Origin of the sequence: Mycobacterium paragordonae (assembly GCF_003614435.1) — a bacterium.
Taxonomy (GTDB): Bacteria; Actinomycetota; Actinomycetes; order Mycobacteriales; family Mycobacteriaceae; genus Mycobacterium; species Mycobacterium paragordonae.
In genome coordinates this window covers 1,638,440-1,657,886 of record NZ_CP025546.1, presented here as the reverse complement: position 1 = coordinate 1,657,886, position 19,447 = coordinate 1,638,440, and the positions used below count along the sequence as shown (strand labels likewise).

At 66.0% G+C, this 19,447-nt stretch carries 19 protein-coding genes and 1 tRNA gene; 7 read left to right on the top strand and 13 right to left on the bottom strand.

All coding sequences use genetic code 11. The annotated features are described in order from the left end of the window. The first annotated feature begins 118 nt into the window (after positions 1-118). Complete coding sequence (locus C0J29_RS07710) at positions 119-1,057, top strand: abortive infection family protein (protein WP_120791933.1); 939 nt, start codon at positions 119-121, stop codon at positions 1,055-1,057. Between the two features lie 229 nt (positions 1,058-1,286). On the opposite strand, the gene C0J29_RS07705 is transcribed toward C0J29_RS07710, so the two are convergent. Then, a tRNA-Met gene (locus C0J29_RS07705) sits at positions 1,287-1,363 on the bottom strand. Between the two features lie 152 nt (positions 1,364-1,515). On the opposite strand from C0J29_RS07705, the gene C0J29_RS07700 reads away from it, so the two are divergent. Further along, entirely contained in the window at positions 1,516-2,721 is a 1,206-nt protein-coding gene (locus tag C0J29_RS07700; RefSeq protein WP_120791932.1) for an RtcB family protein, read from the top strand. Here C0J29_RS07700 and C0J29_RS07695 read toward each other — a convergent pair. The 6 genes from C0J29_RS07695 to C0J29_RS07670 are packed head-to-tail and all read right to left on the bottom strand — an operon-like array spanning position 2,699 to position 7,059. Further along, positions 2,699-4,237 (bottom strand): UbiD family decarboxylase, encoded by a 1,539-nt coding sequence (locus C0J29_RS07695; RefSeq protein WP_120791931.1) that lies wholly within the window; start codon positions 4,235-4,237, stop codon positions 2,699-2,701. The two genes, C0J29_RS07700 and C0J29_RS07695, sit on opposite strands and share 23 nt — an antisense overlap. Next, positions 4,209-4,799: a UbiX family flavin prenyltransferase gene (locus tag C0J29_RS07690; protein ID WP_120794620.1), complete on the bottom strand. Its 591-nt coding sequence runs from the start codon at positions 4,797-4,799 to the stop codon at positions 4,209-4,211. The genes C0J29_RS07695 and C0J29_RS07690 overlap by 29 nt, the downstream gene beginning before the upstream one ends. A 2-nt stretch (positions 4,800-4,801) precedes the next feature. Continuing rightward, complete coding sequence (locus C0J29_RS07685; RefSeq protein ID WP_120791930.1) at positions 4,802-5,251, bottom strand: styrene oxide isomerase; 450 nt, start codon at positions 5,249-5,251, stop codon at positions 4,802-4,804. Continuing rightward, positions 5,218-5,718: a Dps family protein gene (locus C0J29_RS07680; RefSeq protein ID WP_242460377.1), complete on the bottom strand. Its 501-nt coding sequence runs from the start codon at positions 5,716-5,718 to the stop codon at positions 5,218-5,220. Before C0J29_RS07680 ends, C0J29_RS07685 begins: the two co-directional genes overlap by 34 nt. 19 nt (positions 5,719-5,737) lie before the next feature. Then, entirely contained in the window at positions 5,738-6,409 is a 672-nt protein-coding gene (locus C0J29_RS07675; protein WP_120791928.1) for a nitroreductase family protein, read from the bottom strand. Continuing rightward, the gene (locus C0J29_RS07670) at positions 6,409-7,059 is read right to left on the bottom strand and encodes an HD domain-containing protein (RefSeq protein WP_120791927.1); all 651 of its coding nucleotides are present in this window, start codon (positions 7,057-7,059) and stop codon (positions 6,409-6,411) included. The genes C0J29_RS07675 and C0J29_RS07670 overlap by 1 nt, the downstream gene beginning before the upstream one ends. Before the next feature lie 137 nt (positions 7,060-7,196). On the opposite strand from C0J29_RS07670, the gene C0J29_RS07665 reads away from it, so the two are divergent. Then, positions 7,197-8,111, top strand: a complete 915-nt coding sequence (locus C0J29_RS07665; protein ID WP_242460619.1) for a GlxA family transcriptional regulator — start codon at positions 7,197-7,199, stop codon at positions 8,109-8,111. A 124-nt stretch (positions 8,112-8,235) separates the two neighbouring features. On the opposite strand, the gene C0J29_RS07660 is transcribed toward C0J29_RS07665, so the two are convergent. Both C0J29_RS07660 and C0J29_RS07655 read right to left on the bottom strand, forming a co-directional pair. After that, positions 8,236-11,217, bottom strand: a complete 2,982-nt coding sequence (locus C0J29_RS07660; RefSeq protein ID WP_065047223.1) for a UPF0182 family protein — start codon at positions 11,215-11,217, stop codon at positions 8,236-8,238. A 69-nt stretch (positions 11,218-11,286) separates the two neighbouring features. Continuing rightward, entirely contained in the window at positions 11,287-12,309 is a 1,023-nt protein-coding gene (locus C0J29_RS07655) for a YlbL family protein (protein WP_120791925.1), read from the bottom strand. 78 nt (positions 12,310-12,387) lie between these two features. Between C0J29_RS07655 and C0J29_RS07650 the strand changes: the two genes are divergently transcribed. Beyond that, entirely contained in the window at positions 12,388-13,782 is a 1,395-nt protein-coding gene (locus tag C0J29_RS07650; protein ID WP_120791924.1) for a zinc-dependent metalloprotease, read from the top strand. Between the two features lie 37 nt (positions 13,783-13,819). After that, positions 13,820-14,647: a TOMM precursor leader peptide-binding protein gene (locus C0J29_RS07645; protein WP_197748196.1), complete on the top strand. Its 828-nt coding sequence runs from the start codon at positions 13,820-13,822 to the stop codon at positions 14,645-14,647. Here the strand turns inward: C0J29_RS07645 and C0J29_RS07640 are convergent. Next, entirely contained in the window at positions 14,644-14,817 is a 174-nt protein-coding gene (locus C0J29_RS07640) for a hypothetical protein (protein WP_120791923.1), read from the bottom strand. The genes C0J29_RS07645 and C0J29_RS07640 overlap by 4 nt on opposite strands. Before the next feature lie 122 nt (positions 14,818-14,939). Here C0J29_RS07640 and C0J29_RS07635 point away from each other — a divergent pair, with 122 nt between their 5' ends. Continuing rightward, positions 14,940-16,283, top strand: coding sequence for a macrolide-binding ATPase MABP-1 (locus C0J29_RS07635; protein ID WP_055577380.1), 1,344 nt, complete (start codon positions 14,940-14,942; stop codon positions 16,281-16,283). A gap of 32 nt (positions 16,284-16,315) precedes the next feature. Here the strand turns inward: C0J29_RS07635 and C0J29_RS07630 are convergent, their stop codons facing one another. The 3 genes from C0J29_RS07630 to C0J29_RS07625 all read right to left on the bottom strand — a co-directional run bounded on the left by C0J29_RS07630 (position 16,316) and on the right by C0J29_RS07625 (position 19,050). Next, positions 16,316-16,579, bottom strand: coding sequence for a WhiB family transcriptional regulator (locus C0J29_RS07630; protein ID WP_082658488.1), 264 nt, complete (start codon positions 16,577-16,579; stop codon positions 16,316-16,318). A 129-nt stretch (positions 16,580-16,708) separates the two neighbouring features. Then, positions 16,709-16,837 (bottom strand): hypothetical protein, encoded by a 129-nt coding sequence (locus tag C0J29_RS34355; RefSeq protein WP_269323468.1) that lies wholly within the window; start codon positions 16,835-16,837, stop codon positions 16,709-16,711. A gap of 113 nt (positions 16,838-16,950) precedes the next feature. Then, complete coding sequence (locus C0J29_RS07625; protein ID WP_162951405.1) at positions 16,951-19,050, bottom strand: ATP-dependent DNA helicase UvrD2; 2,100 nt, start codon at positions 19,048-19,050, stop codon at positions 16,951-16,953. Positions 19,051-19,149: 99 nt separating this feature from the next. On the opposite strand from C0J29_RS07625, the gene mrx1 reads away from it, so the two are divergent. Continuing rightward, positions 19,150-19,395, top strand: coding sequence for a mycoredoxin Mrx1 (gene mrx1, locus C0J29_RS07620; protein WP_055577379.1), 246 nt, complete (start codon positions 19,150-19,152; stop codon positions 19,393-19,395). Positions 19,396-19,447: the final 52 nt, after the last annotated feature.

Genomic DNA, 19,447 nt, shown 5'->3' with positions numbered 1-19,447 from the left:
AACTTCAACCGCGGGATTGACCGCTATCCCGTGACCCCTTATCAGCTTGACAACGAAGTGATCCGATTATCATCGGTTACGGCGATCGGGCCCGTTGCTTCAGCTACCGGGCTGGGACATGGCTACGGCGGAAGGGACCACGAGGGGCTTGTCACAAAAGCGGATCTCGGAGATCACGCGGCGCAAGATCTTCGATTCGATTGCCTTGGAATCGGTCTCGTGGTCAGGACGGCTTGAGGAGCCAGACTTCCTTGCGCGGATCTATGACCTCTCAAACATTGAAAGTTACGACACCCGATATAAGGATGCAGCCGGAGACATCTGGCAACATCGCGTCAACAACCCCATGGACTGGGAAGACGACTGGATCTTTACCGATAGCCGATTCGGTCTGCAGTCTGGCGAGGACGATCTGGTCCTTCGCTTCCTCGCGGAGATGCTGCATCCCGTCGTCCGCATGGATGAAGGAGAGGTTGGGAGGCTGCTCAAGACTTTTAACGCGGCACTTGAGCGAGACGGATACGAGCTGTACCCGGCAGAGTGGATCAGTGGCCACGCCGTCTATGGCTGGCGTCGGCGGGATTCATTTCACGGGACGAAGCCCGACCTCAATTTGAGCGGACGCGCCGTCTTAACGGATCCGGGTGTTCTTGAAGAACATCTGAGTCGTATCCGCGATACGCTCGCGTCCGACCCCCCTGCCGCGATCTCCTCGTCGAAGAACTTGATCGAGAGTCTCTTCAGACTCATCCTCGATAGCGCCCAAATTGATCATCAGCCGAAGGAAGACATTCCCCAGCTCTACCGAAAGGTCGCGGCGTTGCTTGAACTGAAAGCCGAATCGGTGCCCAGTAGCGCACGAGGCAGCGAGAGCTCACAGCAGATCCTCCGAACTCTCGTTACCACCGTGCAGTCGCTGGCCGAGTTGCGGAATGAGCTCGGCATCGGCCATGGCAAATCAACGCGCAGCGTGGCGCTTGCTAGACACGCACGGTTGGCTCTCAACGCGACAGTAACTATCACGGAGTTCGTGCTCACACATGGCAAGCCCGCGTGACGGCCGGCCGCCTCTAAACCAGCTCAAAACACAACCCACCGCTTCCAGCGGCGATCGTCAACTTCAGCGGGCCTGCAGGTCCAGACGGTTGAGCGACGAGGCTGTCCATGCTTCCAGGAGCCGTGTTCCACCGATGCTCGATCGATCGTTAACGCCGCTAATGTTCCCAAAAGTGTTCCCAATGGGCATGAAAATGGCCCCTAGGCTTGCGCCTGAGGGCCATTTCCGCTGGTAGCGGGGACAGGATTCGAACCTGCGACCTCTGGGTTATGAGCCCAGCGAGCTACCGAGCTGCTCCACCCCGCGTCGGTAAACGCAAGGTTACCCAACGCCCGGGGACCTCTCCAAATCGCGTCCTCACCAGCGCCGATAGTCCGACCCCGGCCAAAATTCCGTTGCAAACGCCACGTCAGGGGGAATACCGTTCACCAGCCGACCCACGTTTCTAGGAGACCGTCATGCCCGAACAGCTCGGGCCCAAGCTGCTCAACTTCGCCACCGACATCGCCGGCAACACCGTCGAGCAGGCCAAGGTCACCGCGTCGATGCCGTTCGTGCACCCGCACGTCTCACTGATGCCCGACGCGCACCTGGGCAAGGGCTCGGCCGTCGGGACCGTCATCCCCACCCGGGGCGCGGTGATCCCGGCGGCGGTCGGCGTCGACATCGGCTGCGGCATGGTTGCGGCCAAGACCCGCTTCACCGAGCACGATCTGTCGGCGACCTTCGGGGGCGACTACCGTCCCGAGCTGTCGGCACTCAGACAACTCGTCGAGGACGCGATCCCGCTCTCCCCCGGCAACTACAACAAGACCCTGCAACGGTTTTCGTTCACCGCGCAGAAGCACAACGAGCTCCTCAAGCTGCAACGAGAGCTCGACGTCGACCTGTCGCACAGCCCGAAGTGGATGCAGCAGTTGGGATCTCTGGGTGGCGGCAACCACTTCATCGAGCTATGCCTGGACGCTGACGACACCGTCTGGCTGTTCCTGCACAGCGGCTCCCGCGGCGTCGGCAACAAGATCGCGCAGCGGCACATCAAGATCGCCCTGGACCAGTGCGCGGCGGACCCGTCGATCAGGCTGCCGAACCGCGATCTGGCCTACCTGCAGGAGGGCACACCCGAATTCGACCGCTACATCAAGGATCTGAAGTGGGCGCAGCGCTTCGCTTACCTGAATCGAGCCGAGATGATGGACCGGTTCATCCACGTGTTCGCGGAGTGGATCGGGGCTCAGGCACAGCGCGTGGAGATCGAGCGCATCAACACCCACCACAACTACACGGTGCCGACCACCATCCAAGGCGAAACCGTCTGGCTGACCCGCAAGGGCGCGATCGATGCCACCGAAGGCAAGCTGGGCATCATTCCCGGCTCGATGGGCACCCGCTCATACATCGTGCGGGGCAAGGGAAACGCCGACGGTCTGTGGTCGGCTCCGCACGGGGCCGGCCGCCGGTTCAGCAGGACGAAGGCCAAGGAACTGTTCAACGAGCATGACCTGGCCGAGGCAATGCTGGGCATCGAATACCGGCACGGCAGGGAGTGGATCGACGAGATCCCGCAGGCCTACAAGGACATCGACCAGGTCATGGTCGACGCCGCACCCCTGGTCGAGGTGGTGACATCGTTGCGGCAGATCATGAACGTGAAGGGGACCTGAGCCGCTGCATCGTCAATAGTTCCCGGTGCCGATCATCCAGATAAGGAATGCCGATCCCGTATTCCTCCCATCGGGCCGCGACGATCGACTCGAGCTCGGGATCGATCGTGTTGAGCAACGGATAATGCCGTCCACCCCACTCCGGCCTCGGTTCGAAGTCCCAACTGCGGGTGGCATCGATGAGCACCCGGGTCCACTCCCCTCCGCCGGAGTTCGACTTCTGCGGCGGCGTGGACGGATCCAGCGGTGAGCCGAGAGTAGGCCCATAGCAGGCGATGTCCCCGAGGCCGGCGTTTACCCGGTACGCCACCGCCCAATCCAGCGCGGCGGGGTCGCGGATGTCGATGTCCTCCTCGACGACGATGACGTGCTTGTAGAACCACACCGATCCACCGCTCCCCCACAGCGCCGCGGCAACCTGCTGCGCGTGACCGCGGTAGGCCTTGCGGATCTGGACCGCGATGTGGGTGCCATTGGACACCGGCGACATCCACACGTCGGTGATACCGCCGATCCCATTGGCCTCCAACATGTTCCACACGATCGCCGAGCGCGCATAGTTGACCATCGCGTCCTCGTTGAGGAAACCGGGCCGGATGCCCTCGGGCGTACCGCGCAACACCGGGTCGTTGCGGTGGGTGATCCGGGTGACCCGCAGCACGGGAGCGGGCGCGGGATGCCCGTCCAGATAACCCGGATACTCCGCAAAGGGGCCTTCGTCCATGAAGGTCGCCGGATCGGGGTCGAGGAATCCTTCGACGACGATCTCGGCGCTGGCCGGTACCTGCAGCGGCACGGTTTCACACGCCACCAAGTCGACCGGCCGTCCCAGCAGGGAGCCCATCATGTCCCACTCGCACACGTCCTTCGGGAAGGGACTACCGGCGCAGAACGGCAACACGTCATGCCAGCCGTAGACGACGGCCACCGGCATCGGCTCCGGCTTGTACTGCTGCGCATGGCCGCCCCAGCCCTGACTGGGCACCATCAGCTTGGCGATCTTGTCCCGACCGACGATCATGCCGCGATATACGCCGATGTTGTCGCGCCCGGTCACCCTGTCTTCGGTGACCACGCCACAGAACGTGTCGATGTACCTACCCCCATCCGCCGCATGCCATTTCGGTGCGGGAAATTGCCAGAGGTCGATGTCGTCGCCTACGACGATGTTCTCCTTCACCGGCCCGCTATCCACTATCCGCGGCGGAATCGGTTGCCGGAAAGCATCTTTGAGATGCCGCACGATGGCAGCGTCGCCGGTGTCCTCCGGCAGTCCCAGCATCAGCTGGATCTGACGGCGGCTCCCGATCCCCGACGTGAGGAGTTTGGTGCATCGGGTGTTTTCATGCCCTGCGATGTTCTCGAACAGCAATGCCGGGCCGCCGAGCGAAAGGTTGGCCCGAGTGATCGCACCGATCTCCTCATTCCAGTCCACCCGCGCGACGATGCGGCGCAACTGGCCGGCGGCGTCCAGCGTAGCCAGCCAGCTACGCAGATCTTGGCTCACGTCGCTCATGATTCGTGTCGTCCTTCCAGCGCGTGATCAGGTCGTGTTCGATGCCGAGTTGGTCGATGACGCGGCCGACGACGTAGTCGGTCATCTCTTCAACCGACGCGGGCCGGGCGTAATAGGACACCGTCGGCGGAAAGATCACCGCGCCGGCGCGCGTCACGAAGAGCATGTTCTCCAGATGGATCTCGCTGAGTGGCGCCTCACGGGCCACCAGGACCAGCCTGCGGCGTTCCTTCAACGTGACGTCGGCGGCACGGGTGATCAGGTTGTCGCTGAAGCCGATTCGGATGGCGCTCAGCGTTTTCATGCTGCACGGGCAGATAACCATGCCATCCGTGCGGAACGACCCGCTGGAGATTCCGGCGGCGAGATCGTGGGCACTGTAACTGTGTGAGGCGAACCCGCGGACGTCGTTGACGCTGCGATCGGTTTCGAGCTTGATGGTTGCGCGGGCCCAGTCACTGAGGATCAGGTGCGTCTCAACCCCCAACTCCCTCAACACTTCCAGGAGACGAATTCCGATCGGGGCACCGGTCGCGCCGGTCATTGCGACTACGAGGCGCATGATCACACCTCCTCCCGGCGGCTCAGCCCGGCGAGGATGAGCACCACGGAAGTCAGGAAGGCATACCGCATGCCACGAAAGCCCAACAGGACGAACCGTTCCTGGCCGCGGCTGCCGGAATGCCCCTGTGACAGAGTCGGATTCGCGGCAGCGGTGCCCAGTGCAGCTCCGAGCGTGGTGAATAGCCAGTTGCCGTAGGTCCCGTAGAGCAGCGTCCACCGCGCCACCATCGCCCACCGCCCGGGTAGCCGGATACGTCCCCAGCCGGCACCGAGAGCGATCAGGAAGGTGCCGTTCATCACCCCTTCGAGGTGCGCGGACAGCGCCATGCGCATGTTCGTGAAGCGCCGCTCCTGAGTGCCCGTCAGCAGTCCGATCAGGAACAGGAAGATGCCGTGCCGAATCAGTGCGCGGTCGGTTATGCCGTCTCGGTCTCGGCCTTGAGTAGCCATGCTTCCTTCTCCAAGTTGTCGATAATGGCGTGCAGCAGATCCGCGGTGGTGGGGTCCGCGTCGTCGATGTCGTCGTGCACGGCGCGCAGGGTGCCGACGACGGCGTGAATGCGGGTGGTGATGATGTCGACGGTGTCGGCGACGTTGACCAGCCCCGGTGGTGCCGCGGGCACGGTGGTGGTGGCGACGACCGTGTCGGAACGCCCGTCAGGAACCGCGTTCAGGGCGCGCATCCTTTCGGCGATCGTGTCGCTGGCTTCCCGCGCGACGTCGACGAGGCTGTCGAGTTGCAGATGCAGGTCCCGGAAGTTCGTTCCGACGACGTTCCAATGCGCCTGCTTGCCCTGGAGATGCAACTCGATCAGGTCGACGAGCACTTTCTGCAGATTGTCGAACAAGCCGGACGGGGCCTGAAATATACTGACCTCGTTGGCATTACGGCGGTTAATCGAAACTGATGTGGTCACGAGTCGTCCTTTCGCTAGGTCAAGCCGCGGGCCACAACGGCTGCGGCACTTCGACACCGAATGGCGCATCCCAGTGGTTGCGCGACGAAACCTCCTGCACCGGGCGCCGATTGGCGGCGACACCCCACCTGCCCAGTGGGTAGCCGAGGGTGAGCATGGCCGACATCTTCCAGCCTTGCTCGACGGGCACGCCCAGCATCTCGTTCACCTTGTCGGCGAAGTTGCGCAGCACCATCGTCATGACTCCACCGACGCCCTCGGCGCGGGCGGCCAGCAGTGCACTCCAGATGGCGGGAAAGATGTTGGCGCCGCCGAGATCGTCGATGGCGAAAACGAAGAGCAACAGAGGCACTTCTTCGAAGTGGTCGGCCAGATAGTTTCCCGAGCCTTTGATGCGGCGCATCGTCTCGGCGTGGGCGGCCGGGTCCGCGCCGGGTGCCGGCGCCACCATCGGTCCGGTCCCGGTGCTGAACTTCTCGTATTCGATGGCGCGGGCCGCCCGGAACAGTTGGGCGAACTCAGCTATGAGGTTCGGGTCGTCCACGGCCACGAAGTGCCAGCGTTGGGTGTTGCCCCCGTTGGGGGCGCGCACGGCCGCGTCCAGGATGCGGGCCTGGATGTCGAGCGTAATGGGATCCGGCCGCAGTCGCCGCATCATTCTGGTGGTGTAGAGCGCTTCGTAGATGTCCATTACTCGGCCCACCCGTTGCCCAGGATGATGTCGACGAAGTTCTCCCGCTGGAACGTCGGGTCGAAGTGCGCCAGCACGTCGTCGTTCATGGTGCCGAAGGTGCTGTCCGGGCGGTGCTTCATGCCGTCGTTGAAGGCGGCGATGATGCGGTTCTTGAAGTCCGGCCGTGGGTGCGCCGCGGTCACCGCGTCCAGTGCCGCGGGAGCCAGGTCATCGCGACCCATGCCCAGCACGTCGGTCTCGACACCCGCTGTGACCAAGGCGATTTCGGGGTCCAGGAACTCCGGAACGCCCGGCGTGGTGTGTAACGCGATGCCCAGCCACACCTTTCGTGCGTCAGCGGGGTCGTAGCCGCGTTCCAGCAGGAAGTCGCGCGCCGCGTTGGCCCCGTCGACTTCGAAGCGCAGCATCGATGTGCGGTAGCGCTCGGTCAGGCCGATGTCGTGGAACATCGCCCCTACGTACAGCAACTCGAGGTCGGGTTGCAGGCCCAGCCGGCGTCCCTGCAGGGCACCGAAGAGGAACACCCGCCGGGAATGGTCGAAGAGCAGATCGTCTTCGGCGGCGCGGATGTAGTCGGTGACCTCGCGGACCAGTGGAGTGTCCGGGATGGCGATGCCGGCGATGGTTTCTATCGATTGAGTGTTCATGCGGTCAGTCTGCGGCGATCCACCCCGGTCTGCGGTAGGCGTTTGAGCCGTCTTTCCCACAGAAAGCGACATGGCCCCAGAATGGACGGGTGGGGTCTGCACGTGTGATCGTGCTCGTCGTCTTCGACGACGTGACGATGTTGGATGTCGCGGGAGCCGGCGAAGTGTTCGCGGAAGCCAACCGCGCCGGCGCCGATTATCAGCTCAGGATCGCGTCGGTGGACGGCCGCGACGTCACTACTTCGATCGGGACCCGGTTGGGCGTCACCGACGCCATCGCTTCCATCGAGTCCGCGGACACGGTGCTGGTCGCCGGCAGCGATGACCTGCCCCGGCGCCCGATCGACCCCGCGCTGGTCAAGGCCATCAGATCGATTGCCGGCCGGACCCGGCGGCTGGCCTCCATTTGCACGGGATCGTTCATTCTCGCGCAGGCCGGGCTGCTGCAGGGCCGGCGCGCCACCACGCATTGGCATGACGTCCGGCTGTTTGCCCGGGCGTATCCCGACATCACCGTCGAACCGGACGCCATCTTCGTCCGTGACGGCGACGTCTTCACCTCGGCCGGCATATCGTCGGGGATCGATTTGGCGTTGGCGCTGGTCGAAATGGATTACGGCACAGAGCTGGTCCGCGCCGTGGCCCGCTGGCTGGTCGTCTACCTCAAGCGTGCGGGCGGCCAGTCGCAGTTCTCGGTGCTGGTCGAGGCCGAACCGCCGCCGCAGTCTCCGCTGCGCAAGGTCACCGCTGCGATCTCGGCCAACCCGGCGGACAACCACAGCGTGAACACCCTCGCCGCGCGAGCCTCGTTGAGCACCCGGCAGCTGACCCGGCTGTTTCAGTCCGAACTCGGGACGACGCCGGCCCGCTACGTCGAGATGGTGCGCATTGACGCCGCCCGGGCCGCGCTCGACGCGGGGCGCAGCGTCGCGGAGACGGCGCGGTTGGCCGGGTTCGGCAGCGCCGAGAGTCTGCGCCGGGTTTTCGTCGACCACCTCGGCGTCACGCCCAAGGCCTACCGCGAGAGGTTCCGCACCGCGTCGCGCGGCTGACCGACGCCGCGAAAGTCCCCAAAATGCCGCCGGACCCGGCGTGTCAATGGCAAAACGCGGGCGCTCGCGGCCAAGAGTGTGCGAGCGGCCGCGGCGCGCGGCTGACCGCCGCGAAGCCGCGTCGCTACTTCGTGTTGTTGAACTTCGTGATCGCCTCGTCCAGGCGCTGCAACGCCGACCCGTAGCCGGCGAAGTCGCCCTTCTTCTGCGCATCTCTGGCCGCACCGATTGCCGCTTGGATCTCTTGCAGCACAGCGGCTTTGGCGGGCGACAGCGCGGTCGACGCGTCAGGCGGCGGCGGTATCGCCGCCGTCGGCGGCGGCGTTCCGGGCCCGTTGGCCGGCGGCGGAGGATTGGCCGGTGGGGTGGCCGGCAACCCGGCGTCGGTCGGCTGGATTCCGGTCGCGGCATCACCTGCGCCCGGCCCGAACAACCCGGTGAGTGCGTCACGCACGGTCGGGCCGTACCCGATCTTGTCGTTGTACATCATCGCCACCCGGATCAGGCGCGGGTAGGAGGAAGCGGCGTCGCTGGCACCCGGGGAGGCGTATACGGGCTCGACATAGAGCAAGCCGCCCTGACCCACCGGAAGCGTCAGGAGATTGCCCCAGCGGATGCGGTTCTGGTTGTCGCGCCCGATCACACCGAGGTCCTGGGACACCGCCGGGTCGGTGGTGATCGCGTTGTTGGCCAGCTTGGGACCGTTGACCTGACCCGGGATGGTCAGCACCGTGAGCTTGCCGTACGTCGCGGGATCGGAACTGGCGCTGATATAGGCAGCCAGATAGTCGCGTTTGAACCTGTTCATCGCGCTGATCAACTGATAGGAAGCCGAATTGTCGTTCTTGGCAATGTTTTTCGCGACGATGTAGTACGGCGGTTGGTAGCTGCTGGCCGTCGGGTTCGGGTCCAGCGGCACGTCCCAGAAGTCTGAGGTGGAGAAGAACGTCACCGGGTCGTTGACGTGGTACTTGGCCAGCAGCATGCGCTGCACCTTGAACAGATCTTCGGGGTAACGCAGATGCTCGGCGAGTTCGGGAGTGATGTCGCTCTTGGGCTTCACCGTTCCGGGGAAAACCTGCATCCAGGCCTTGAGCACCGGGTCGTTCTCGTCCTGCTGATACAGCGTCACGGTGCCGTCGTAGGCGTCCACGGTGGCCTTCACCGAATTACGGATGTACGAGACCTTCTTATCCGGGGCCAGCCGGTTGAACGCCACCTCGGTCGAGTCCGCCGTCGCCGAGGACAGCGACGTGAGCTCGGAGTACGGATAGTTGTCCAGCGTGGTGTAGCCGTCGATGATCCACACCATCCGCTTGTTCACGATCGCCGGGTACACCGCGCTGTCGGTGGTCAGCCAGGGCGCCACCGCCTCCACCCGCTGGGCCGGGTCGCGGTTGAACAGGATCCGGCTGTTGGAGCCGATCACGTTGGAGAACAAGAAGTTTCGCTCGGCGAACTTCGCGGCGAACACGCTGCGCGAGATCCAGCTGCCGATCGACACCCCACCGGCCCCGGTGTAGGTGTAGTTCTTGGTCTCGGTACTGGTCTCGTAGTCATACTCGCGGTCGGCGCCGGTCTTCCCGACGATCGCGTAGTCGGCCGCCGCGTTGGCGATCACCGGCCCGAAGTAGACGCGCGGCTGGTCCAGCGGCGCCGGGCCGTCGGACACGATGCTGCCGTTCGCTCCGACGACGCTGGCCAGAAATTCCGGATAACCGCCGTTCTGGTTCGGGTCGTTCGCGATGCCGCGCACCGTGTTTGCCGGCGACGCGATGAATCCGTTGCCGTGCGTGTAGACGGTGTGCCGGTTGATCCAGTCGCGCTGGTTGTCGATCAACCGGTCGGGGTTGAGTTCGCGGGCGGCGACCACGTAGTCGCGCAGGTTGCCGCCGCGGTCCTGATAGCGGTCGATGGACAGCTGGTCGGGGAAGTAGTAGAAGTTCTTGCCCTGCTGGAACTGGGTGAACGCCGGGCTGACGATAGTCGGGTCGAGCAGTCGGATGTTCGAGGTGGTCGCGCGGTCGGCGGCGACCTGCTGCGCGGTGGCCTGTCCGTCGCCGGTGTAGTTGCGGTAGGTCACCACGTCCGGCGTCAATCCGTAGGCCTGTCGGGTGGCCGCGATACTTCGGCTGATGTATTCGCTTTCCTTCTGCGCCGCATTGGGTTTGACGCTGATCTGCTCGACGATCAGCGGCCAGCCCGCACCCACGATCAACGATGACAGCAGCAGCAGCACCAGCCCGATCGCCGGAATCCGCAAGTCCCGCAACGTGATCGCGGAGAACACCGCGGCCGCGCAGATCAGCGCGATCGCCATCAGGATCAGTTTGGCCGGCAGCACCGCGTTGATGTCGGTGTAACCGGCCCCAGTGAACGGCTTTCCGCCGCGGGTGTGTGACAACAACTCGTAGCGGTCCAGCCAGTACGCAACTGCCTTGAGCACCACCAGAACACCGACCAGGCTGATCAACTGAATGCGCGCCGAGCGGCTCAACGCCCCGGCCCGCCCCGACAGCCTGATCCCGCCGAACAGGTAGTGCGACACCAGGTTGGCCACCAGGGCCAGGAACACCGCGACGAAGAGGTAGCTGAGCACCAGCCGGTAAAACGGCAACTCGAATGCGTAGAAGCCGAGGTCCTTGCCGAACTGCGGATCGGCGATGCCGAAGTCGCCGCCGTGCAGGAACAACTGAATGCGCACCCAGTAGCTCTGCGCCACCATGCCGGCCAACAGACCGATGGCCGCCGGGATTCCGATGCCCATCAATCGCAGGCGGCTCAGCACGATGGCGCGATAGCGCGCCACCGGGTCGTTGTCGTTGCTCGGGACGAACACCGGGCGGGTGCGGTAGGCCACCGCGAGCCCGCCGAAGACGATGCCGCCGACCAGCAGACCCGCCACCAGAAACACCACGATGCGGGTGACCAGCACGGTGGTGAACACCGAGCGATAGCCCAGCTCACCGAACCACAGCCAGTCGACGTAGGCGTCGATCAGCCGGGGTCCGGCCAACAACAACACGATCACACCCAGTGCGATCAGGATCAGAATCCGGCTACGCCGAGTCAACTTCGGCATCCTTGCGGCGGGCCGCATTCCCACTGGCTACGCTCCCTGCTTCGTTTACCCGATGGCCACAACTGTACGCAAACGGCCGGACTGGCAGCTCGGCTAGCAGCTGGGGGTGGCCGCTCCCGACGTCATGGCATGCAGTGCGTCCACTGCGGAACCGAGCGTTTCGACCTTCACCAGCTTGAGTCCCGACGGGATGTCGGACATCGCCTCATAACAGTTCTTGGCGGGTACCAGGAATACCGAGGCGCCGGCCGCGCGCGCCGCGGCCATCTTGTGGGTGATGCCCCCGATTGGACCGACCTTGCCGTCGACGGTGATCGTGCCGGTGCCGGCGACGAAGGTGGAACCGGCCAGGTCACCGGTGGTGAGCTTGTCCACGACGGCGAGGCTGAACATCAGCCCGGCCGAGGGTCCGCCGATATTGGCGAGGTTGAAATCGACGGTGAAGGGCGCCCAGGGTGCATCGAGCACCGCAACACCCAGGAACCCGTAGTCGCGGTCCTCATTGGTGCCCAGGGTGATCTCCGTGACGCCCGCCGGCTCGTTCTTGCGGCGGTAGTCGATGGACACCACCTGGCCGGGCTTGGTCTTCTTCAGCAGCGAGGTGAACTGCTCGACGTTGGCCACCGGCGTGCGGTCCACCGCGTCGATGGCGTCGCCGGCCTTGAGCTTGCCGGCCGACGGGCCGGGGTCGGTGACCGAGGCGATGGTGACCGCTTCCGGGTACTTCAGATAACCCAGGGCGGCGTATTGTGCGCTGTCTTCGGAGGTCTTGAAATCGGCGTTGTTGGCCTGGTCCACCTCGTCGCGCGATTTGCCGGGCGGGTAGATCAGGTCGCGCGGCACCAGCTGCTCCTGACCCGAGATCCACAGGCTCATCGCCTCGCCCAGGGTCAGGTCGTCACGCTGGGAGACCGTCGTCATATTGAGGTGACCAGTCGTCGGGTGCGTCTGGGTGCCCTCGATCTGCACGACCTGCTTGCCGTCGACCTCCCCGAGGGTGTCGAACGTCGGCCCCGGGCCCAAGGACACAAACGGCACGGTCACCACCGCAAGCAGCACCCCGAAGACCACGATGGGGACGAGCGCGACCACCAAGGTCAAAATCCGCCTGTTCACGCCGCTTACCCTAACCGGCACCGCCGCGGACGCGTTCAGCTGAGAGCGTGACCGTGCCCCGCGCTTTCCGTTGGTGCGGTGAGTACGGTTGACCTCATGGCTGACCTGCCTTTCGGCTTCTCCAGTGGAGACGACCCCGACCGCGAGAAGCGCGAGAAGAACGATCCCAACTCTGGTGCGGGCAACAACCCGTTCGGGTTCGGGGGCGACTTCGACATGGCCAATCTGGGCCAGCTGTTCACCCGGCTGGGCGAGATGTTCGGCGGTGTCGGCAGCGCCATGAGTTCGGGCAAGGACGCCGGCCCGGTGAACTACGACCTGGCCCGGCAGGTGGCAACGAGTTCGATCGGATTCATCGCACCGATCCCGGCCACCACCACCTCGGCGATCGCCGACGCGGTGCACCTGGCCGAGACCTGGCTCAACGGGGCGACGGCGCTGCCTGAAGGCACCAGCAGAGCGGTCGCCTGGAGCCCGTCGGACTGGGTCGACAACACGCTGGGCACCTGGAAGCGGCTGTGCGACCCGATGGCCGAGCAGATTTCGTCGGTGTGGGCGCAATCGCTGCCGGAGGAGGCCAAGGGCATGGCGGGCCCGTTGCTGCAGATGATGTCGCAGATGGGTGGCATCGCCTTCGGTTCCCAGCTCGGCCAGGCACTGGGCCGGCTGTCTAAAGAGGTGCTGACATCCACCGATATCGGCCTGCCGCTCGGCCCCAAGGGGATCGCCGCCATCCTGCCGGACGCGGTGGAATCCTTCGCCGAGGGCCTCGAGCAGCCGCGCAGCGAGATCATGACGTTCCTGGCGGCCCGGGAGGCCGCACACCACCGCCTGTTCAGCCACGTGCCGTGGCTTTCCAGCCAGTTGCTGGGCGCCGTTGAGGCCTACGCCGCGGGCATGAAGATCGACATGACCGGCATCGAGGAGCTGGCCCGCGATTTCAACCCGGCATCGCTGGCCGATCCGGCCGCCATGGAGAACTTGCTCAGCCAGGGCGTCTTCGAACCCAAGGCAACGCCCGCGCAGACCCAGGCACTCGAGCGGCTCGAGACGCTGCTCGCCCTGATCGAGGGCTGGGTGCAGACCGTGGTGACCGCCGCGCTGGGTGAGCGGCTGCCCGGCGAGGCGGCGCTCAGCGAGACGCTGCGCCGGCGCCGGGCCAGCGGCGGGCCCGCCGAGCAGACGTTCGCGACCCTGGTCGGGCTGGAGTTGCGACCGCGCAAACTGCGCGAGGCCGGTGCGTTGTGGCAGCGACTGACCGAGGCTGCCGGGATGGACGCACGTGACGCCGTCTGGCAACACCCCGACCTGCTGCCCGGCGCCGACGACCTCGACGACCCCGCCGGATTCATCGATCGGGTGATCGGCGGCGACACCAGCGGCATCGACGAGGCCATCTCAGGTCTCCAAGCCGGACTCGAGGATGACATCCGGGACGACCCCGGTCCTGGTCACGGCCCTGTGGATAACTGACCACAGCCGCGCGCCCGGCCTGGCACCGTGACACCTCATGGCCCCGGCCTCCGCAAGCTTGTACGCCCTGGACCCCGCGATGCCGGTGCTGTTGCGGCCCGACGGTGTGGTGCAGGTGGGCTGGCATCCCCGGCGCGCCGTCCTGGTCCGTCCCCCCGGTGACCTGACCGCGCCGAATCTGGCTGCGCTGCTGCGGTCCATGCGCTCGCCGGTGTCGCTCACCGAGTTGCAGCGCCAGGCGGGTGCTGACCTGACGGATCTGGTCGCCGGGCTGGTCGAGGCCGGCGTGGCCACCCGCGGGGACGGCAACTCATCCGGGCGGACCGCATCGATCCGGGTGCACGGGCGGGGGCCGCTGTCGGACCTGCTGGTAACGGCCCTGCGCTCCTCGGGCGTCCGGACCGGGCACAGCAGCCAGCCCCATGCGATGGTGACGACGGCAACCGCTGATCTGGTGGTGTTGACGGACTACCTGGTGGCCGATCCGCGCATGGTGCGCGACCTGCAAAGGGCAGGAGTCCCGCACCTTCCGGTCCGGGTCCGCGACGGCACCGGCCTGGTGGGGCCGCTGGTCCTGCCCGGGACGACCAGCTGCCTGGGGTGCGCCGACCTGCACCGGCGTGACCGCGACGCGGCCTGGCCGGCGATCGCGGCCCAGCTGCGCGACACCATCGGGGTCGCCGACCGGGCCACCCTGCTGGCGACCGCGGCTCTGGCGCTGAGCCAGGTCAATCAGGTCGTTGCGGCGGTTCGCGGGCAGCATCGCGATCCGCCGGCGGCGCTCAACGCCACCCTGGAATTGGACCTACAGGCCAGCACGATCCTGGCCCGGCCGTGGACCCGCCATCCGCTGTGTCCGTGTTAGCCGAGCCGGCCCTGCTCCGGAATGCAGGTCGAGATCGACGCATACGCCCGGCCGAGGGTGTCCAGCACGTCCTCGGTCAGGGTGCGCTCGTTCCGGTGCTTGTCCAACGTCTCGATGATCGCTCGGAACAAGGCGTCGGCGGCGTCGTGCTGCGTTTGTTTGGCTGCCATGGCTGTTGCGGTCCACCCTCCGGACGTGGAAATCGAAGCGTCACACGGATGCGCGACCCGACGAGAGTACAGATCGGAAAAGAACGCTGACTCAATTCGATGCAGACGATGCGGTGGGCGTCGTGGATGATGGGTATGTGTCAGACATCAAGCGCGGCCGCGCGGCCCGCAATGCAAAGCTCGCCAGCCTGCCGGTCGGCATGGCCGGCCGGGCGGCTCTGGGCTTCGGCAAGCGGCTGACCGGTAAGTCGAAGGACGAAGTCAACGCCGAGCTGATGGAGAAGGCGGCCAACCAGCTGTTCACCGTCTTGGGCGAGCTCAAGGGCGGCGCGATGAAGGTGGGCCAGGCGCTTTCAGTGATGGAAGCGGCCATTCCCGAGCAGTTCGGTGAGCCGTATCGCGAAGCTCTGACCAAGTTGCAGAAGGACGCTCCGCCGCTGCCCGCGGCCAAGGTGCACCGGGTGCTCGACGCCCAACTGGGCACCAAGTGGCGGGAGCGCTTCAGTTCGTTCAACGACACGCCCGTCGCCTCCGCCAGCATCGGCCAGGTGCACAAGGCCGTCTGGTCCGATGGCCGCGAGGTGGCCGTCAAGATCCAGTACCCGGGCGCCGACGAGGCACTGCGGGCCGACCTCAAGACGATGCAACGCATGGTCGGGGTGTTCAAGCAGCTCTCCCCCGGCGCCGATGTGCAGGGCGTCGTCGACGAGCTGATCGAACGCACCGAGATGGAGCTGGACTACCGGCTCGAGGCCGACAACCAGCGCAAGTTCGCCAAAGCGTATGAGGGCCACCCCCACTTCGCGGTACCGCACGTGGTGGCCAGCGCGCCGAAGGTGGTGATCCAGGAATGGATCGACGGCAAGCACATGGCCGAGATCATCCGGCACGGCACCCCCGAGGAACGCGACCTGATCGGCAATCGGCTGCTGGAGCTCACCTTCGACGCGCCGCGCCGGTTGGAGATGCTGCATGGCGACGCCCACCCAGGCAACTTCATGCTGCTGCCCGACGGGCGGATGGGCGTCATCGACTTCGGCGCGGTCGCGCCGCTGCCCGGCGGCTACCCCATCGAGCTCGGCATGACCATCCGGTTGGCCCGGGACAAGAACTACGACCTGTTGCTGCCGACCATGGAGAAGGTCGGATTCATCCAGAAGGGCCAGCAGGTATCGGTCCGCGAGATCGACGAGATGCTGCGCCAGTACGTCGAACCGATCGAGGTCGACGTGTTCCACTACACCCGTAAGTGGCTGCAGCGGATGACGGTCAGCCAGTTCGACCGCTCGGTGGCCCAGATCAAGACGGCGCGCCAGATGGACCTACCCCCCAAGTTGGCGATCCCGATGCGGGTGATCGCATCGGTGGCCGCCATCCTGTGCCAGCTGGACGCGCACGTCCCGATCAAGGCCCTCTCCGAGGAATTGATCCCCGGCTTCGCCGAGCCGGACGCCGTCGTCGTTTAAGCCGTCGTTTAAGCCGTCGTCGTAATCGCCTGTCAGGCAGCCTCTTTGCGGGGCCGCCCACGCGGACGCTTACGTCCGACAACCGAGCCGCGCTCGAAGATCTCGCCGCCCCACACACCCCACGGCTCGGCTCGTTCCAGAGCCGCGGCCAGGCACTGGCGCCGCACCGGGCAGTGCACGCACAGCGTCTTCGCGCGTTCGAGGTCGGCCGGAGTCTCGGCAAACCAAAGGTCGGGATCACCGGCATGACACGGCAGGGTCGGCTGCGTCCGTCTAGGGACTGTCAGTGCCGACATGTCCTTTCACCTGCTTCCTGGTCGGTTGGCTGTCTCTGTGATCCGGACCAGGTAGTTGTCTGCTGAGACAATGATGGCCACGGATCCTGGTGACTTCGGGTCCGTGGCCATTAGGCGAAACTCGGCTGGTTACGTCTTCACGTAGAGCCTCACGGACGCTTCAGTCGCGGCGGCGACGCGGTGCTTGCCCGCGGCCGCCGGGGTAGCGGCGGCATGGCGGGCGGCGGCGTGTACGCCGTACACGTTGACGTTGATCATCGGGAGCCACCCTCCTTCCGTGTTCGCTACTGACAGCCAGCAAAGTGCGGTTACGAGAGTAGATGCTACCAGCGGAGACGGCAACCGATTTTCTGACCTGCGGAAATGCCGTTTCAGCGGGCTTGGCGGATCAGTTCGAGCACCTCTGGCCCGTACTGCTCGAGCTTGCGGGCCCCGATGCCTGGAATCGCGATCAGCGACGCGTCGTCGGTGGGCCGCAACTCGGCGATCGCGATCAGGGTGTTGTCGCTGAACACGATGTACGCCGGCACGTTCTGTTCTTTAGCCGCCGCCAGGCGCCAGTCTTTGAGCTGCAGCAGCAGATCCTCGTCGACATCGCCCGCGCAGCTTTCGCAGCGCCGGAGCATGATGGCCGCCGGCGTCGAAAGATCCTTGTTGCAGACCCGGCAGCGCGCCGGACCCTTGTTGCGCCGCGACTTGCCGGGCGCGGCCTCTACGCGGGTCTGGGGGGCGATGCCGTTGAGAAACCGCGACGGCTTGCGGCTCTGCCGGCCGCCCTGGGACCGCGCCAATGCCCAACTGAGCGCCAAATGCATTCTCGCCCTGGTGATTCCGACATAGAGCAGCCGGCGTTCTTCCTCGACCGGCTCGCTGTCGGGGCCGTGCGCCAATGCGTGGGAAATGGGTAGCGTGCCGTCGGCCAGGCCGACGAGAAACACGGCGTCCCACTCGAGACCCTTGGCGGCGTGCAGCGACGCCAGGGTGACGCCCTGCACCACCGGTGGGTGCCGGGAATCGGCCCGCAACCGCAGCTCGGACACCAGGCCCGGCAGCTCCAGCCCGGGGCGCTGGGCCAGCTCGTCGTCGACCAGTTCGGCCAGTGCGGTCAGCGCTTCCCAACGGTCGCGGGCCTTGGTGCCGGCGGGTGGCTCGGTCGTCAGCCCGAGTGGCTCCAGCACACCGCGAACCACGTCTGCCACCGCGCCGTCGGCGCCGCGGTCGGCCGCACGCTGCAGCGCGAGCAGCGCCTGCTTGATCTCCTGGCGGTTGAAGAAACCCTCTCCGCCCCGGACCTGGTAGGCGATGCCGGCCTCGGTCAGCGCCTCTTCGTAGACCTCGGACTGCGCATTGACCCGATACAGGATCGCGATTTCCGAAGGCGCAGTACCGTTTTCGATCAGCTGGGCGATGGAGGCCGCGACCGCGGCGGCCTCGGTGTGCTCGTCGGGATGCTCCCGGAACGACGGCGCCGGGCCGGGCTCGCGCTGGCCGATCAGCTGCAGCTTGCTGCCCGCGACGCGGCCCCGGGCGGCGGCGATCACCTGGTTGGCCAGCGAGACGACCTGCGGGGTGGACCGGTAGTCGCGTTCCAGCCGCACCACCGTCGCGTCCGGGAAGCGCCGCGAGAAGTCCAGCAGGAAGCGCGGGGAGGCGCCGGTGAACGAGTAGATGGTCTGGTTGGCGTCGCCGACGACGGTCAGATCGTCACGGTCACCGAGCCAGGCCGACAGGACCCGCTGCTGCAGCGGGGTGACGTCCTGGTACTCGTCGACGACGAAGCAGCGGTACCGGTCCCGGAATTCGCCGGCCACCGCGGCGTCGTTCTCGATCGCCGCGGCGGTGTGCAGCAGCAGGTCGTCGAAGTCCAGCAGGGTGACGTCCTCGTCGCGGACCTTGAGCGCCTCATAAGCGGTGTAGACGGCCACCACCTTCTCGGCGTCCAGCGGGGTGTCCCGGCCGGCACCCGCCACCGCTGCCGCGTACTGCTCGGGCGTGATCAGCGACGCCTTGGCCCACTCGATCTCGCCGGCCAGGTCGCGCACGTCGTCGGTGCTGACGTTGAACCGGCACCGGCTGGCCGCGCGGGCGACGACGGCGAACTTGGTATCGAGCAGTTCCCAGCGGGTGTTGCCGACCACGCGGGGCCAGAAGTAACGCAGCTGACGGTGCGCGGCGGCATGGAAGGTGAGCGCCTGCACGGCGTCGACACGCGAGCCGTTCTGCGCCGCCGCGTCCAGCGCGCGGAGCCGCGACCGCATCTCACCCGCCGCGCGCTGGGTGAAGGTGACCGCCAGCACCTGACCGGCGGAGACGTGACCACTCGCCACGAGCTGGGCGATGCGATGCGTGATGGTGCGCGTCTTGCCGGTGCCGGCACCCGCCAGCACACAGACCGGGCCGCGCGGGGCCAGCACCGCTTCGCGCTGCTCGTCGTCCAGCCCTGCAATCAAGGGATCGGCCATCACCGGCATGCCGTCCATCTTGGCAGTGCCTGCCGACAAACCGGGCGTGTCGCGGTTGTCGGCGGGCCGAGACTGGAATGGTTCATCGGCGGGCTACGTTATCGAGTCATGACCAATGCTGCGCTGACCATGTACACCACCAGCTGGTGTGGCTACTGCTTCCGGCTCAAGACGGCGCTGAAGGCTCAGGGCATCGCCTATGACGAGGTCGACATCGAACAGGATTCCGCGGCCGCGGAATTCGTCAGCTCCGTCAACGGCGGCAACCGCACGGTGCCGACCGTGAAGTTCGCCGACGGGTCGACCATGACCAATCCGAGCGCCGGCGAGGTCAAGGCGAAGCTCGCGGGCTGACCCGGGATGACGCGGGGCGCCGACACGGGCGTCCGATTGGTGCGGACTCCCG